Annotated in this window: 15 protein-coding genes; 9 read left to right on the forward strand and 6 right to left on the reverse strand. The window is 65.6% G+C overall.

What is annotated here, in order from left to right; genetic code table 11:
* On the forward strand, positions 1 to 1,030 hold a 1,030-nt coding region (locus CVO76_RS02905; RefSeq protein WP_208740604.1), incomplete at its 5' end, for a helix-turn-helix transcriptional regulator.
* 67 nt (positions 1,031 to 1,097) lie between these two features.
* Here the strand turns inward: CVO76_RS02905 and CVO76_RS02910 are convergent.
* Positions 1,098 to 1,889: an alpha/beta fold hydrolase gene (locus CVO76_RS02910; protein WP_208740605.1), complete on the reverse strand. Its 792-nt coding sequence runs from the start codon at positions 1,887 to 1,889 to the stop codon at positions 1,098 to 1,100.
* Between the two features lie 102 nt (positions 1,890 to 1,991).
* Here CVO76_RS02910 and CVO76_RS02915 point away from each other — a divergent pair, with 102 nt between their 5' ends.
* Positions 1,992 to 2,492, forward strand: a complete 501-nt coding sequence (locus tag CVO76_RS02915; RefSeq protein WP_208740606.1) for an SRPBCC family protein — start codon at positions 1,992 to 1,994, stop codon at positions 2,490 to 2,492.
* Positions 2,493 to 2,512: 20 nt separating this feature from the next.
* Here the strand turns inward: CVO76_RS02915 and CVO76_RS02920 are convergent, their stop codons facing one another.
* Positions 2,513 to 2,950: a GlcG/HbpS family heme-binding protein gene (locus CVO76_RS02920; protein ID WP_208740607.1), complete on the reverse strand. Its 438-nt coding sequence runs from the start codon at positions 2,948 to 2,950 to the stop codon at positions 2,513 to 2,515.
* Positions 2,951 to 3,123: 173 nt separating this feature from the next.
* Between CVO76_RS02920 and CVO76_RS02925 the strand changes: the two genes are divergently transcribed.
* The 5 genes from CVO76_RS02925 to CVO76_RS02945 all read left to right on the forward strand — a co-directional run bounded on the left by CVO76_RS02925 (position 3,124) and on the right by CVO76_RS02945 (position 7,248).
* Entirely contained in the window at positions 3,124 to 3,987 is an 864-nt protein-coding gene (locus tag CVO76_RS02925; protein WP_208740608.1) for a class II fructose-bisphosphate aldolase, read from the forward strand.
* Positions 3,988 to 3,989: 2 nt separating this feature from the next.
* The gene (locus CVO76_RS02930; RefSeq protein WP_208740609.1) at positions 3,990 to 4,811 is read left to right on the forward strand and encodes an HAD-IA family hydrolase; all 822 of its coding nucleotides are present in this window, start codon (positions 3,990 to 3,992) and stop codon (positions 4,809 to 4,811) included.
* A complete protein-coding gene (gene dhaL, locus CVO76_RS02935) occupies positions 4,808 to 5,440 on the forward strand; it encodes a dihydroxyacetone kinase subunit DhaL (RefSeq protein WP_208740610.1) in 633 nt (210 codons plus the stop codon). The genes CVO76_RS02930 and dhaL overlap by 4 nt, the downstream gene beginning before the upstream one ends.
* Positions 5,441 to 5,484: 44 nt before the next feature.
* A complete protein-coding gene (dhaK, locus tag CVO76_RS02940; protein ID WP_208740611.1) occupies positions 5,485 to 6,480 on the forward strand; it encodes a dihydroxyacetone kinase subunit DhaK in 996 nt (331 codons plus the stop codon).
* Positions 6,481 to 6,672: 192 nt separating this feature from the next.
* Positions 6,673 to 7,248, forward strand: coding sequence for a hypothetical protein (locus CVO76_RS02945; RefSeq protein WP_208740612.1), 576 nt, complete (start codon positions 6,673 to 6,675; stop codon positions 7,246 to 7,248).
* A gap of 48 nt (positions 7,249 to 7,296) precedes the next feature.
* Here the strand turns inward: CVO76_RS02945 and CVO76_RS02950 are convergent, their stop codons facing one another.
* Together CVO76_RS02950 and CVO76_RS02955 are read right to left on the reverse strand one after the other, a co-directional pair.
* Complete coding sequence (locus CVO76_RS02950) at positions 7,297 to 7,995, reverse strand: phosphoribosyltransferase (protein ID WP_208740613.1); 699 nt, start codon at positions 7,993 to 7,995, stop codon at positions 7,297 to 7,299.
* Positions 7,996 to 8,051: 56 nt separating this feature from the next.
* The gene (locus CVO76_RS02955) at positions 8,052 to 8,777 is read right to left on the reverse strand and encodes a hemerythrin domain-containing protein (protein ID WP_208740614.1); all 726 of its coding nucleotides are present in this window, start codon (positions 8,775 to 8,777) and stop codon (positions 8,052 to 8,054) included.
* An 885-nt stretch (positions 8,778 to 9,662) separates the two neighbouring features.
* Here CVO76_RS02955 and CVO76_RS02960 point away from each other — a divergent pair.
* Positions 9,663 to 11,003 (forward strand): hypothetical protein, encoded by a 1,341-nt coding sequence (locus CVO76_RS02960; protein WP_244186162.1) that lies wholly within the window; start codon positions 9,663 to 9,665, stop codon positions 11,001 to 11,003.
* A gap of 109 nt (positions 11,004 to 11,112) precedes the next feature.
* On the opposite strand, the gene CVO76_RS02965 is transcribed toward CVO76_RS02960, so the two are convergent.
* On the reverse strand, positions 11,113 to 11,880 hold the full coding sequence (locus tag CVO76_RS02965) for a hypothetical protein (protein ID WP_208740615.1): 768 nt from the start codon (positions 11,878 to 11,880) through the stop codon (positions 11,113 to 11,115).
* Between the two features lie 261 nt (positions 11,881 to 12,141).
* The gene (locus CVO76_RS02970; RefSeq protein ID WP_208740616.1) at positions 12,142 to 13,311 is read right to left on the reverse strand and encodes a thermonuclease family protein; all 1,170 of its coding nucleotides are present in this window, start codon (positions 13,309 to 13,311) and stop codon (positions 12,142 to 12,144) included.
* Positions 13,312 to 13,593: 282 nt separating this feature from the next.
* Here CVO76_RS02970 and CVO76_RS02975 point away from each other — a divergent pair.
* Positions 13,594 to 14,824, forward strand: a 1,231-nt coding sequence (locus CVO76_RS02975) for an HNH endonuclease family protein (protein WP_244186163.1), incomplete at its 3' end; no start/stop codon positions are given.

Here is a 14,824-nt window from a genome sequence, read left to right on the forward strand (position 1 = left end):
TCGCCAGGAACTCGACCGGGTGAGCGCGGACGATCCGATGGACGTGACGCTCCTCGTGACCGGCCATCCTCACGAACTGGCACCCGTCGTCGCCCACCAGCTCTTCATGATCATCCAGGAAGCGGTGGCCAACGCGGTGGCTCATGCCTGCGCCTCCGCGTGCCGGGTGGGCATCTTCTACGACACCACGGGCATCACCGCCGTCGTCGAGGACAACGGCCGCGGGTTCGAGGGCAGGGAGAGTACCGACCTGAAGGGCAGCCGGCTCGGCCTGCATGGCATGGCCGCCCGGGCGCACTACCTCCGGGGAGAACTCCACGTGGAGTCGACACTGGGCTGGGGGACGAGCATCCGGGCGCAGGTGCCGTACTCCTCGAACGGCGACGCCTCCCGCGAACGGTGGAAGGTCCTCGTCGCCTGCACCCAGCCCCTTCTCCGGGCCGGACTCGTCCGGCTGCTCGAGACGTCTGAGCCGTCGGTGCAGGTACTCGGCGAGTTCGGGACGCTCGAGGACCTCACCGAAGCGGTGTCCCTCCTGCAGCCAGACATGATCGTCCTGGACGAGCACCTGCTGGCCCGGTATGCCGAGGCCCGGGTGGTGGAAACGGATACCGTCGAGCGGCCGGTGGTTGCCGTCGTCGACCATTTCGCGGACGAGCTGCTGGCGGCCGCCGCATCAGCGGGCGTCCGAGGCTTTCTCTCGTTGTCCTCGACACCCGCGGAGGTCGCGCGCGTCGTCGTCGCCGCCGCCCGCGGCGATGCCCTGCTGGACGGGGCGATGTTCACGCGGCTCACAGAGCATCGCGTGGCGGACACAGGCGAGGCGATATCACTGACGGCCCGCGAACTCGAGGTACGGGACCTCCTAGCCGAGGGATTGGCGGACAAGCAGATTGCCACGCGGCTCGCCATCTCGGTGAAGACGGTCGAGAAGCACGTGAGCGCCATGCTGCGGAAGACCGGGGCTCGGAACCGCACCATGCTGGTGGGCCTGCAGCACCAGGGTCAGGCAATCGCGAACTCCAGGTAGGCGGCGGCACCAGTCCTCAGCTGAGGCGCCACCAGCACGTTCGCCAGGTGTGCGGCTCAGAGGACAGTTATAAAGACCCAGCGGCGGTGGCGTCGAGGATGAACCGGGCTGTCTCCTGTGGCTGGTCCCAGTGCGGGAAGTGCCCGCAGTCCTCGAAGACGTGCAGCGTGGCGTCCGGATAGAGAGACATGGCGACGGCGGCCTCACTGAGCGGAGTGACCCGGTCCGACCGGCCCCAGCCGAACGCCAGCGTGCCCTTGATCGTCCCCTTCGGCGCGCCTGCCTGGCGCGGTCCGTGCGCAAGCGATCTACGCGCTTCGTCAAGACTGGGCGAGGTGGCGAACCCACGGAGCTCCGTCAGGACGAGGTCCGGGTCGAGCTTCCAGGGGGCCGCGGAGAACTGGGCGAGCAGCGTCGTCCGGCCCGCAGCCTGCTGGACGAGTGACGGCAGGACGGGCTGGAGGCGCCGTACCAGTGCAATGGACGCGGTGATGCTGCCGTTGAAGATGCGCACCTGGGTGTCGTTCCAGAATCCTCCGGGATCGAGGGCGACGACGTTGCCTGCGTGACCCCGTCGCGCCAGCTCGACCACGATCCGCGCACCCATCGAGCTTCCGACAATATCCGCGGCGCGCAGGTCCTCTTGCTCGAGGAACTGCTCGACGGCGTCCGTGAGGGTCGCAATGGTCACTTCGCCCGCGAGCGGCTCGCTGCCGCCGAACCCTGGGAGGTCGATGGCGATGACCTCGCGCTGTTCCTGCAGCAGGGGGAGGACGAGATCCCAGGTGCGGACGCTCGAGCCGAGCCCATGCACGAGGACGAGTGGCTTTCCGGTGCCGGTTCGTTCGGTCTTCAACATGTGGGGCCTTCCGTAGCCAGCGCGAGCACTCAGTCTATGCGGGCACGAATCGCTGCAGCCGGTCCCCTCAGGACGAGGGGAATCTTCTGTGAGAATGGGCGCATGAGCCAGACAGAGATCCGCCACCACCAGGAGTCCGTCACCATCCAGGCGTCGGCGGACAGCATCTACGACCTGGTCTCCGACATCACCCGTACCGGTGAGTGGAGTCCGGTGTGTACGCGGTGCTGGTGGGAGGATGGCGTCAGTGCAGGCAAGGTCGGCGCCTGGTTCACGGGGCACAATGAGCTTCCGCACCGCACCTGGGAGACCCGGTCGCAGGTCGTGGCCGCAGAGCGCGGCCGTGAGTTCGCCTGGGTGGTCGGCGGCGACAGGGTGCGCTGGGGCTACACGCTAACGCAGGCCGGCACCGGGACCACTCTGACCGAATCCTGGGACTTCCTGCCGGGCGGCATCGCCATGTTCGAGGAGAAGTTCGGGGATGATGCACCCGCGCAGATCATCGACCGGACCCGGCAGGCGCTCGACGGCATCCCGAAGACGCTCGCCGCCATCAAGCGCATCGCCGAGTCCGGCACTTCACGTGAGGACGACCGGTCCTAGCACGCTGACCCGGACCAGGGTCAGGCGATCGCGAACTCCAGGTAGGCGGCGGCGCCGGCGGACGCGACTTCCTGGTCCTGCTCGATGGTGCCCGTGGAGACGCCGATGGCGCCCATGATATTCCCGTCGCGCACCAGGGGGATGCCGCCGGGGAACACCGCGAGCCGGCCGCCATGGGCGTCGCTCAGACCGTAGATGGGGCCGTCCTGCCGGGTGACGCCCTGCAGGTCGCCGGTCTCGCATTGGAACGCGATGGACGTGTAGGCCTTGTTGATGGCGATGCTGATGCTGCCGATGTTCGCGCCGTCCATCCGTACGTGCGCCTTCAGGTTCCCGCCGGCGTCGACCACGGCGATGTCCATCGGCTGGCCTATCTCCTCAGCCTTCGCCGCCGCAGCATCGATAACGAGGCGCGCCTCTTTGGACGTGATGGTTTCGAGTACTGATCCGGGAGTCATGGGAGGTCCTTCGTCGTCGAAGTAGGTGGCCGGGCAGCCGCGGCCCACTCAACCACGCGCGTCCGCCGCTGGCGAGGTGGTGATTACCCCCAGGGGGAGGGCGGGAGAACCCCCATGTTCAGAGCGGCAATGCGCACCTAGCGTGGGGGTCAGCCTGACCAGGAGGAATTACCATGGCCGTTGTACCGCTGAAGGACATCGTCGACCCGGCATTCGAGGCACGCTACGGGGTGCCCGCCATCAACATCTTCAACGACCTGACCATGGAGGGCGTGCTCGCAGGCGCGGTGGAGGCCAACTCCCCGGTGATCCTGCAGACCTCGGTGAAGACCGTGCGCAGCATCGGCTCCCGCGTGCTCTTCGACATGTGGCAGTCCATGACGCGCGGCATCGAGGTACCCGTAACCCTGCACCTAGACCACTGCCCGGACCGCGACGTCGTCACCGAATGCCTGAAGGCCGGCTGGAACTCGGTGCTCTTCGACGCCTCCAACCTCCCGGTCGAGGAGAACCAGCGCCAGACCGTCGACGTCGTCGCCGAGGCCCGCAGCTACGGCGCCCAGGTGGAGGGCGAGATCGAGGCCATCACAGGCGTCGAGGACGACCACGGGTCAGACGACGTCTCCAAGCAGCAGAGCCTCGAGGTGGCACTCGCCTTCATCGATGCCACCGGGATCGACGTCTTCGCCCCCTCGATCGGCAACGCCCACGGCAGCTACAAGGCCGCACCCGTGCTCGACGCCGACCGCGTCACGCAGATCGTCGAGGCACGGAACGTGCCCATCGCCCTGCACGGCGGCAGCGGCCTGAGCGCCGAGCAGTTCGCCGACCTCATCGCCCGCGGCTGCGCGAAGGTCAACATCTCCACGGCGCTCAAGGAGACGTACATGCAGTCCAGCCTGGCGTTCCTCAAGCAGGCCGAGCAGAACAGCAAGTGGGATCCGCCGTCGCTGTTCAAGCACACCCGCGCCGACGTCGTCGCAATGGTCACGGACCTCTGCAAGCAGTTCGGCAGCGCCGGCAAGGGCGGTCGCTGAGCATGCCGGCCCTCATCTTCGACTGCGACGGCGTGCTCGCCGACACCGAGCAGTACGGCCACCTGCCCGCCTTCAACCGGACCTTCTCCGAGTTCGGCGTGCCGGTGCAGTGGAGCGTCGACGAGTACGCCGAGAAGGTGAAGATCGGAGGCGGCAAGGAACGCATGCGCAGCATCCTCACCCCCGCGCTGGTCGCCGAGCTCAGCTTGGACGACGACTCCTCCACCGACGCCGCGATCCGCGCCTGGCACAAGCGGAAGACCGAGGTCTACAAGGGGCTCGTCGAGAGCGGTGTCATGCCCGCGAGGCCCGGCATCGCCCGCATTGTGCGGGAAGCACACGACGCCGGGTGGACACTGGCCGTCGCCTCCACCTCCGCGGAGCCCGCGGTCCGCGCCGTCCTGACGCACGCTGTCGGGAACGAGCTCGCCTCGCACTTCGCCGTGTTCGCCGGCGATATCGTGCCCGCCAAGAAACCGGCACCGGACATCTACCTGCTGGCCCTGCGGGAGCTCGGGGTGTCACCGCAGGAGGCGATCGTCGTCGAGGACAGCGGGAACGGGCTGCGCGCCGCCGTCGGTGCCGGCCTCGCCACCGTGGTGACCGTCAGCGGCTTCACCCGCGAGGAGGACTTCACGGGCGCCGCGCTCGTCGTCAGCTCCCTCGGCGACCCGGACGGCGAACAGGCCGAAGTGCTCGAGGATCCGCACGGGGTCGGACTCCACGGCGTCGTCACCCTCGCCACCCTGCAGTCCCTGCTCGACGCTTCTTCCATGGCGCCGTCCGCCTCCCACGCATCGTCCACCGGAACGGAGATCCCATGAGCACCACCAAACTCGCCGACGTCGAATATGTCGTCCACTCCCTGGCGCAGACCACCGTCGAGAAGGAGAAGGAATTCGGTGATCTCGACGCCGTGGTGGGCGACGGCGACCTCGGCTACTCCCTGGCCCGCGGCTTCGAGAAGGTCCTCGCAGACTGGGACTCGTTCAAGCGTGACGACGTCGCCACCTTCCTGCAGCAGATCGCGCTCGCCATCTCCAGCAGGATCGGCGGCACCTCAGGGCCGCTGTGGGGCACGGCCTTCCTCCGGGCGTCCGCTGCCGCGAAGACCACTGAGACGATCGACGGGGCCGCCGTCGTCGCCATGCTCCGCGGTGCCACCGACGGCATCAAGAAGCGCGGCAACGCCGACCTCGGTGACAAGACCCTGCTCGACGCCCTCATCCCCGCCACGGACGAGCTCGAACGCCGGCTCGCCGCGGGTGCCTCACCGGAGGAGTGCCGGACGGCGTTCGCCGCGAAGGTGCGCGAGTGCGCGGACGCGACGTCGAGCATGCAGGCGAAGCGCGGCCGCGCCAGCTACAGCGGGGAGCGCAGCATCGGCTCGCCCGACGCCGGTGCGGTGGCCGTCGCCGTCATCATCGAGCGCATCGTGGCCGACTGGCCCTGACTCTTCCTTCTACCCGTCCCAACTCACAACGATGTGGAGCCCCCATGAAGAAGTTCGTCAATGATCCGCAGCAGTTCGTCCCGGAGATGCTCGAGGGCCTGGCGCTCGCCAACCCGGACACCCTGAAGTACGTGCCCGAGTACAACCTGATCATGCGCGCCGACGGCCCGGACGAGAGCAAGGTGTCCATCATCCAAGGCTCCGGTTCGGGGCATGAGCCGGCCCACGTGATGATCGTGGGCAAGGGCATGCTCGACGCCGCATGCCCGGGCGACGTGTTCGCGGCCCCGCCGTTCGACTACGTGTACGAGACCACCAAGCTCATGGCGTCGCCCAAGGGCGTGCTCCTGCTGGTGAACAACTACACGGGCGACAAGATGGTGTTCGAGATGGCCGAGGAGATGTCCTCGGCGGACGGCATCGAGGTGAAGACGCTGTTCATCAACGACGACGTGTCCGTGGAGGACTCCACCTACACGATCGGACGGCGCGGGGTGGCGGGCAACTTCTTCGTCATCAAGGCCGTGGCCGCCGCGTCCGAGCGGGGCGCAGACCTAGGCGAGATCATCCGCATCGGCGAGAAGGTGAACGCGGTGACCCGCACCATGGGCGTCGCGCTGACCGCGTGTACGCCTCCGGCCAAGGGCAGCCCGCTGTTCGAGCTCGGCGAGGACGAGATCGAAATCGGTGTGGGTATCCATGGCGAGCCAGGCCGCCGTCGGGGGAAGATGATGCCGGCCAACGAGATCGTCGAGGAGATGCTCGGCCCGGTGGTGAAGGACCTGCCGTTCAAGGAGGGCGACCGCGTCGCGCTCATGATCAACGGCCTCGGCGGCACCCCGATCAGTGAGCTGTATCTGCTGTACGGGCAGGCGCACAAGCGCCTCGCGGAGCAGGGCATCAGCGTGGGCCGCAGCTACGTGGGGGAGTACTGCACCTCTCTGGACATGGCTGGCGCGTCCATCACGCTGGTGAGGCTCGACGACGAGATCGAGTCGCTGCTCATGGATCCGGCGGAGATCCCGATCCGCGTGTTCTAGATTCACGGCGTACGACGGCGGGTCGCCCACCTCTCGGTGGGCGGCTCGCCGTTTTTCAGCAGGCATCCAAGGTGTCGTTGACCATCACGACCGATGAAAAGATGTAGCCTGACGGCGAGCTCTCAGGGTCTGACGGTTGGAGCGGACATCGAATCATCTCTATGGGGGCACTTCTTGGATCCACTCGGCGGCATGAGCCTCGACGCCCTGCACATCTTCACCTGGGTAGCACCTGCCGTCGTCGCGCTGGTAGCGGGTGTCCTGCTTCGGCGCAGCTTCCACTGGATTGCGGTCGGTGCCGTTCTGCTCTTCGCCGCACTCAACGCGGCTGCTGGGATCTACGTGCTGAACCACTTCAGTGAGCCGAGGTGGTCGCCGGAAGGAAATGCACCCCTGAGTGCTCCGTCGCTCTCCGAGACACCGATGGTGGGGGAGTTCCTAGTGCCACTGGACTCCGCACTGGAAGGAGTAGTCGGCGGGGTGAACGACTTCCGGGCGTTCCAGCAGGCCCTCCCCATAGCGCTGGACTTCCTTGCTGCGTCCGGCTGGGCCCTGCTGGTGGCATTCCCCCTGGTCATCCTCGCCGCGTGTGTCAGCTTCGCCAAGGCTCGACGTCGGAAGGCGGAATTTACGAAGTATCGTGCCACTGTCGATTCGCTCAAGGACGAGCTCGAGCAGGTCAAGCGTCAGGTCGCGGCCGGGTACCCCACCCATCCAGCACGTTCCGTGGACGCAGAGACTTACCGTCTGACGAGCCCGGAGGCCTGAGCCTGATTGTGTGTTTGGGCCGGCCCGGATGCCGGTTGCTTCGGCCTGCTACTGCCTCTCCCGCGAATTAGGACAACCACCGTCGGGACCACTCCGTGAGCGGGCCGCGGCGTCGAGCAGCGTGACGACTTCGTCGTCGTCGGTTGCTGAGAAGTCGTTGTAGTAGCTGCCCACTGCCTCGAACCTCCGCGGTGAAACCAGGCTCACGATTTCGTCCGCCTCCATGAACGAGGCCACAGTCGATGCCGGCGCGACTGGTACCGCCAGGATCACCTGTGCTGCGCCGAGTTGCTTGGCCACCTGGCACGCCACCCGCCCAGTGGAGCCGGTGGCCATGCCGTCGTCCACGACGACGACGATTCGCCCGCGGACATCTGTCCGGATTCTTCCCTGCCGGTACCGGGTCCGGCGCTCCTCTAGGAGCTGGCGTTCTTTCGTCTCGATCGTTTGCAGGTCCTCCTCCGTGACACCAGCCTGCGAGAGGATGTGCGCATCGAGGACCCGGGTGCTGCCCTCCCCAATGGCGCCCATGGCAAGCTCTGGCCGGAACGGGACCCCCAGCTTCCGCACAACGATTACATCCAGTGGCGCACCAAGGGCTTTCGCCACCTCGAAGGCGACCGGAACACCGCCACGGGGCAGGCCGAGCACCACCACGTCCTGACCCCGTAGCCCTGCCAGCCTTTGCCCTAACTGCCGTCCGGCATCGGTCCTGTCCACGAAGGTTCTGGACTTTTTCCTCGGCACGCTGTGCTCCTCGGGTAGTGGGTGCTTTTATCCGGTGTCTGCACCCTTCTCAGTGGTCACAGCGTGTCGGGAATGACACGTCCCGGGAAGAGCGTGGCGTACTGCTTCCGATAGAGCCTGCGCCCTACGAGGCGGTAGGCGAGACGGACCGGCGGCGGGATCTCCTTGAAGAACTCCTCGCGCTCGCCAGGCGGATTCGTGGCCAGCACCATCCCCAGGTAGCCGACCAGGAACTTCTTGTCGAACGTCTCCACCCCGTGCTTCCCAATCTCCTTCCCCTCCTTCTCGGTCATCACCCTGTCCACAGCGGGCATCACCTCGGTGACCTCGCGGCGCAGGTGCACCTGGAGGACAGTGGACAGCTCCTCGTACCGATCAGCGAGGTCCGCTCGCACGCCTTCGTCGGCTGTCTCCATCCAGCGCAGGCGAACCGGCTCAATGCTCTCGAGCCGTTGGGTGACCTGCCTGTGCTGCGCGAGCATCTGTTCTATGTGCAGGGCGCACCCCGGTGCTCTTTCCGCCAAGCGTGGGTACATGAGGAGGTCCTCGCCCTCATGATGCACATGGAGCACCTTGTCGAAGTTCCCCAATACCTCGCCCACGTAGGCGGCGCGGGCTGTGTCGCCGGGTTCGACGAATCTCACCAGGCCGGGCGCCTCGCCGTACGCCCACAGGAAAAACCGGTGGATCCGCCGCATGCTTGCCGATCCGGTGCAGAGAACGGGCCCTGATGGTACTGGCGCTGCAGTCTCGCCGGGTCTCATGGTGAAGAAGTCGGTCATGGGATTGCCCCTCATGGAATTGGTCGAGACCAAGCTCCTCCCCGGCTGAAGCATAGGCTTCGCCCCCGCTCTCGACAATGGGTGGGCAGCACTCTGCGGCACCAAGGCCGGGGGGCGGTTGCTGGCATTAAAGGAGACCCGTTCAATATCGAGGCCGCTAATTACTGCGAGCCGATAGGAACGCGCCCTCCTGACGAGGGAAGTAGGAGTCGTGGCGCTGGCTAAGCGATATCGGCCGCTACACCGTGGAGGCTTTTCCTTGGGCTGTGACCGCTGCCTCTACACTTGTGGCTGGCATGTGGCGTCCGCGAAAGCTTCATTGGACTGCTCCTGGTTCCGTTCTACTCTTCGCGGCCCTCAACGCGAGCGCCGGGGTCTATATTGTGAACCATCTCGGCGATTCGCGGTGGTCTGCAAGGGGGGAACTGCCGCTAAACGCACAGTCGCTGTCCGAGACGCCTATTGCCGGGAAGTTCACGGGCCCCTTGACACCGTCATGGGCGAATTTGTAGGCGGGATGAATGAGTTTTGCGCATCCAAGAACGCGTTTCCCGTAGCACTGCACCTCCTTGAAGTGTCCGGCTAGGCGCTGTTGGTGTCGTTTCCGCTTGCCATTCTTGCTGCTGGCATCAACATCACCAGGGCTAGGCGCCGAAGGCGAACTTCGAGAAGTACCGTGCCGCCGTTGACCTGCTCAAAGAGGAGCTTGAGAAGGTGGAGCGGCAGATCTCATCAGGCAGTTCCGTCTACACGCTGCCCCCTGCAGGGGACGCAGATACTGTTTTGCGACTCTGACCGACGCGCACAGAGTGATCTCTGTCGCTCCGAGCAAGTACTGTTCGCGGTCAGTGAGCATTACGCGTCAGTCCCAACGCCTAAGGTGGGGTGAGTATCACTTTAGGAGGAGACAACATGAATGCCGACAGCGCTGCCTCTGTGCCGGTTTGGACACTTGCTACGGAAGAAGTGAGCGTTCCGGATATCTTAGGTCACGAGGGTATGACCCCGGCCCGCCTCGCAGACCTGAGAACAGCGTTGGCGACGCTTTCAGTGTCCCCGATTGCGACCTTAGAAGTCCATCCGACCTCGAGTGGTCGCGATCGGAATAGCGGGATTGCGCTCAATGCAGCCAGTCCTCTTGCTCAACAGTTGTCGCAGCTTGTGAGTCAGTCGGCGAAGTCAGGGCCGTCGGTAGTGAATGTTGCTCCTGCTGGTGAAGTTCTCTATCGGATGGTGGTACCAGCAAAAGTTGCTGCCCAAGTTGGCAAAGGGCTCATCAAGCCCATGGCGTCCAAAGCAGTAACGGGTGGTATTCGCAGCGGGCTGGTCAGCTCGACCGGAATTGCCGCGCACGCTACCTTCGTTCCCGTTGCTGGCACGGCAGCCGCTACAGGAGTGGCAACTGGTTCGGCGGCAACCGCGGGTGTAGCGGTCGCCAGCGCCGGAGCATTGACAGTGGCCGCGCCACTCGTGCTAATGGCTGTTGCTGTGAGTGTCAGCGCTTATGCCGAACATCAGCGGCGGGAATCGATCGAGCGCATCACCGACTTGCTTGAGCAGCTTCACGAAGACAAACTCGACGACGAGCGCAGCGAGCTTGACGGTTGTCGTGACGCCATCGATAAAGCTACTTCGGTCCTCCTCGACCAAGGTCGCATTGGTTTGTCTTTAGGACTTGACTCCGCCGTGCACGCGATAGGCCGGTCGATCGAACGCACCCGCCGACGGCTGACTAAGTGGCAGAACGCGCTAGCTGCGCTTCCGGACGGGCCGGTCGAGATTGGGGCCCTTACGAAAGCGTTCCCGGGCTTTAATGAGGTTGGGGGAGCGTTCCGCGTGCACCTCGAACTTGCTAAGCTCGCGATCGCGCTCAAGCGTAGGGTACTAGTTCTCCAAGCTGTTGAGCATGCACAGATTGAGGGTGCGAGTAACCCGTTTAAAGACTTCGTTCGCACTTTGCAGGCCGACGAGCGCCGCGTCGACGAACTTGAATCAGGAATTGCCGCCATTCTTTTTCGCCTGTCGACTCTCGAAGTGAAGCGCAATAGTGGCCTTCGGAGCATCATGTTCACGCAGGGAGAGGTGGATAACCTCCTTAAGGCCGTGTACCGCCTTCGCGCGCTGGGTGAAGATGCTGCCGTGGAGATCAACGAAGCTGATGTTGCGATTGACATTGAACGACGCACGGACGGATCGCTCGTAGTATTCCCCGCCGTCGCCGCTTGACGATTGGCGGAAGCCGTACGATTCAGCAGCACATATGACGTCGATCAGAGTCGCGAACGACACGTGGTTCTCGCTAAGCTGGCTCGTTCCGTGCCGTTCCTCGCCTAGGTCATGGGAGGCCTCCGCCGAGCACGTCCACGTGCACGTGGTCGAGGTGGCGCAGAATTTCGTTCGCAGGAGGCGGTGCCTCGTAGTCATGCCATTGCCCTCGGGGGATGCGTGCGCTCCAAAACTGGTCGTCGAAGATCACGTATTGAATATTCAGGTCCTCGGCATGAGCAACGAGCCACTGCGCGAGTACCCACCCCTCTCGCCGGTTCTCCTCGGTCACGGGTCGGAAGAAGACGTCGATGGCCCGCCCGTCGTAGTGGGTCGATGCCCCGCCGTGCCCGGAACCGACACCGCCGGGCTCGAAACCGCCGAGGCTCTGGTCGCCGAACACCTCGGCCATAGCCGTCCGCACCTGCTCGGCGCGCGGAGTCAGGCCCGACGGGGTCAGCTCCTCCACTCGGAGTTCCGAATCTACGTAGCCCTTACAGGTCAGGACCGGCCCAGCGTCGCTTGCTGGACCGTCAGTCAGGGCCTGAAGTGCGGCTTCGTCGAGGCTCGAGCTTGCTGGGGGCTCGACGCCACGGGCCCGAAGCGCTACTTCCGTCGTGGCTCGTTTTGCCTCATCCCGGCTGAACCCGACCTCTCCGTCCGGAGTGCGCATCACGCACTCCGGACGGGTGAGTAGCGACCCGCCTCCGGTGGACAAACTGCTGAGGAAAGTCGGCCCCAGGAACACGAGCGCAGAGCCGAGCACGGTGAGGATCAGGACGCCCACAAGCACCTGAATCGGGCGCCGCTGACTGACACGCGCGACGGTGCCGGTCATGGGTAGCCCGTGCCAGCGGACAGCTGGGGGACGAGGGACGTGAGTTTACCGGTCACCGTAGATTCGCCGGTGGCTGCGGCCGCGAAGCTGCTCGCCATGACCGATCCTCCTGATGTGATGCAGCGCAGCCCCTGGTGCGGAGCGACCTACTACTTAGGGAGTTAATCGACGACAGCCATCAGTAGTTCCCCAAGAAGAGGAGTCCGAGGCCACGGAGCGGTCGCCGCGTCTACGAGTTGGTGGGTCGATGGCCCCGCACGTTCAGCAGGGCCGCCAGCTCTTGCCACCCGGTGCGTAGCACCGAGGACCGTTGTAGCCGGGGTAAGGATTCTGAGCCGCAGGGGGAGCGGGAGGAACATACTGCTGCGCAGGCGGGATGTAGGGCTCGGGCGCGGGCGGGAGATTCCGGATGCGCTCCTGCTCAGCGGCGGCTGCCGCTTCGGCGGCCAGCCGGTCGGCCTCGGCACGAGCATTGGCTTCCGCCTGGATCCGCTCAGCCTCGATACGGGCGGCCTCCGCTGCTTCCGCCTGAATACGTTCGGCCTCGACCCGCGCTGCTTCTGCTGCCCTGGCGGCTTCTGCTTCAGCCGCTGCGACCTGCGCGGCGGCTTCGGCTTCCCTGAGTGCTGTGGCTTTGGTGTCAGCAGCCGCCAGTGACCGCTCGCCCTCGGCGATCTGGGAGTCGAGGTCGCTCACCATTGCTGCCGTGCGATCGGCTCCGACCGCGAGAACCCGGACGGTGTCCTTGCCTGCCTCGAGGGCTTCCCGTGCGGCCTTCGCTGTTGTCAGGGCGGCGAGGATTCCGGCAGCGGTTGCAGCGACAGCTGCCCCTGTTTCGCCGACAGGAGCCTCGGTCGCCGCGGCGAGGGTCTCCACGGCATCGGTCACCTCAGCCGGAAGGGTGCAGCCTTCCGCGACGTCCAGCAACCCGGCGCCCTGTGCTGTGGCCTCGTTGTAGGCCGTTTGCACCTCGTCGTAGTACTTCCTGTTCGGCTCGATGAGAACGGGGACGCCCAAGCCCACCCGCGCGAGTTCCGCGTTGACCAGGGTCTGGTCCTCGATGAAGACGGCGGCCAACACGCGGTCGTACTTGTCCGTTCGCTCGATATCGAAATCCAGCGCAACCTTCGTTCCTGGCGGCGTCAGCGATTCGAGCTTCTGGGTGGCCTCCGGGCCGAGGCACTCGACGGGCTTGTCGGGGTGCTTCGTCTCGGGCGTGTCCACGTTCAGCAGGCGTACGGTCTGGTCCTCGCCGTCGAAATTGATGACGAGGGTATCGCCGTCGACCACCCGCACGACAGTGCCCGGCTGGTAGTCGGATGCTGCCTCACCTGACGACGCGGGGTCGGTGCAGGCTGTCAGGGTCGAGGCGAGAACCGCCGCGGTCAGGAGGGTCGCCGGTGCGAGGCGGTGAAAACGAGCAGGATTCATCGGTCTTCTTCTACGGGTACGAATACGAGAGCTGGGCGGTGGTGGCTCGATGGACTCACCCGACACCGCAGGGATTGGAGTGTCAGCTGATGCGGGACCATCAACCGGGCCGGCGTGGGCGCCTTCGGACGGGTCTCAGCGAAGCAGGTGACAGAGAAGTTCTAGCACAGGCCGATGCTCCTGATCCCGGATCGGGAAGGGAAGCGCGAATCGGCTCCAGTCCTGAGCGGAAACTGAGCCAATCCAAGGCCAAGGGACAATGAATGAGCAGCCAATGCTGACATGTTCATCATTTCGCAGAACCGCGGGTACGCTGCCCCAAGACATCGCATCAACGCTGGGGAGCATCTCATCAAATCGCCATTTCGTCCGCCTGCCCGCACGCCGTCGTCGACCTCGTCGTCCACGATCAAGCTGGAGATACGGACCTCCACCGCTATCCTCGCCGGACTTGCACTGATCCTCGTGGTCATCGGGCTCATCACCGGCGGTATCGGCGGAGCGCTCATGATGGCGGCCACGTTCGCCTTCTTCACGGGTCTCTACACGCTGCTCACCAACCGCCCGTCATGGGCACGTCTCGCCGGGCGCAAGGCTGGAGCGATCACTGCAAGTGCAGCCGTCGTCGCGCTCCTCATCGGGGGTGCCATCGCCCCCGCCTCCGACACGGTCCCGACAGCCGTCGCCGAACAGGTGTCCGATCAGGCCACGGAGGAGGCCGAGCAGGCCGAACCTACCGAGGAGCCGAGCACGAGCCGGCCCTCCGCCACGTCGACGCCGTCCGCCACGCCGACGCCGTCACCCACTCCCAGCGCGACGTCGTCGGACGTCGCCCCGCTCGACCCGGACACCGTCCCCGACGCCACCGGCACGCCCCGGGCGCCGTCGGACCAGCCGGCCTTCGACACCACGGCGCTCGCCGTCCTGGAAACGCTGCCGATCAAGGGACGCGCGCCAAACACCGGGTACGACCGCGAGCAGTTCGGGCAGGCCTGGCTCGACGTCGACCACAACGGCTGCGATACCCGCAACGACATGCTGAACAGGGACCTGACGGAGATCGTCCACGCGAACTCCGTGCCCTGCAAGGTGCAGTCGGGCATCCTGGACGATCCGTACACGGCGTCCACCATCTCGTTCCTGCGCGGACAGGCGACGAGCACCAAGGTGCAGATCGACCACGTCGTCGCCCTCTCCGACGCCTGGCAGAAGGGCGCGCAGCAGCTCACGTTCGACCAGCGCGTCGCCTTCGCGAACGACCCGCTCAACCTTCAGTCCACGGATGGTCCCACCAACCAGCAGAAGGGCGCGGGCGACGCCGCCACCTGGCTGCCGCCGAACAAGGGCTACCGCTGCGAGTACGTGGCACGGCAGGTGTCGGTCAAGGCGACGTACGCCCTGTGGGTGACACAGGCCGAACACGACGCCATGGCGCGCATCCTGTCCGACTGCAACGGCATCCTCGCGCCGACCAATCAGATGGCACCCTCCGTGGCAGCGCTCTCGGGGCCCG

The organism is Arthrobacter agilis (genome assembly GCF_002953615.1).
Classification (GTDB): Bacteria; Actinomycetota; Actinomycetes; order Actinomycetales; family Micrococcaceae; genus Arthrobacter_D; species Arthrobacter_D agilis_B.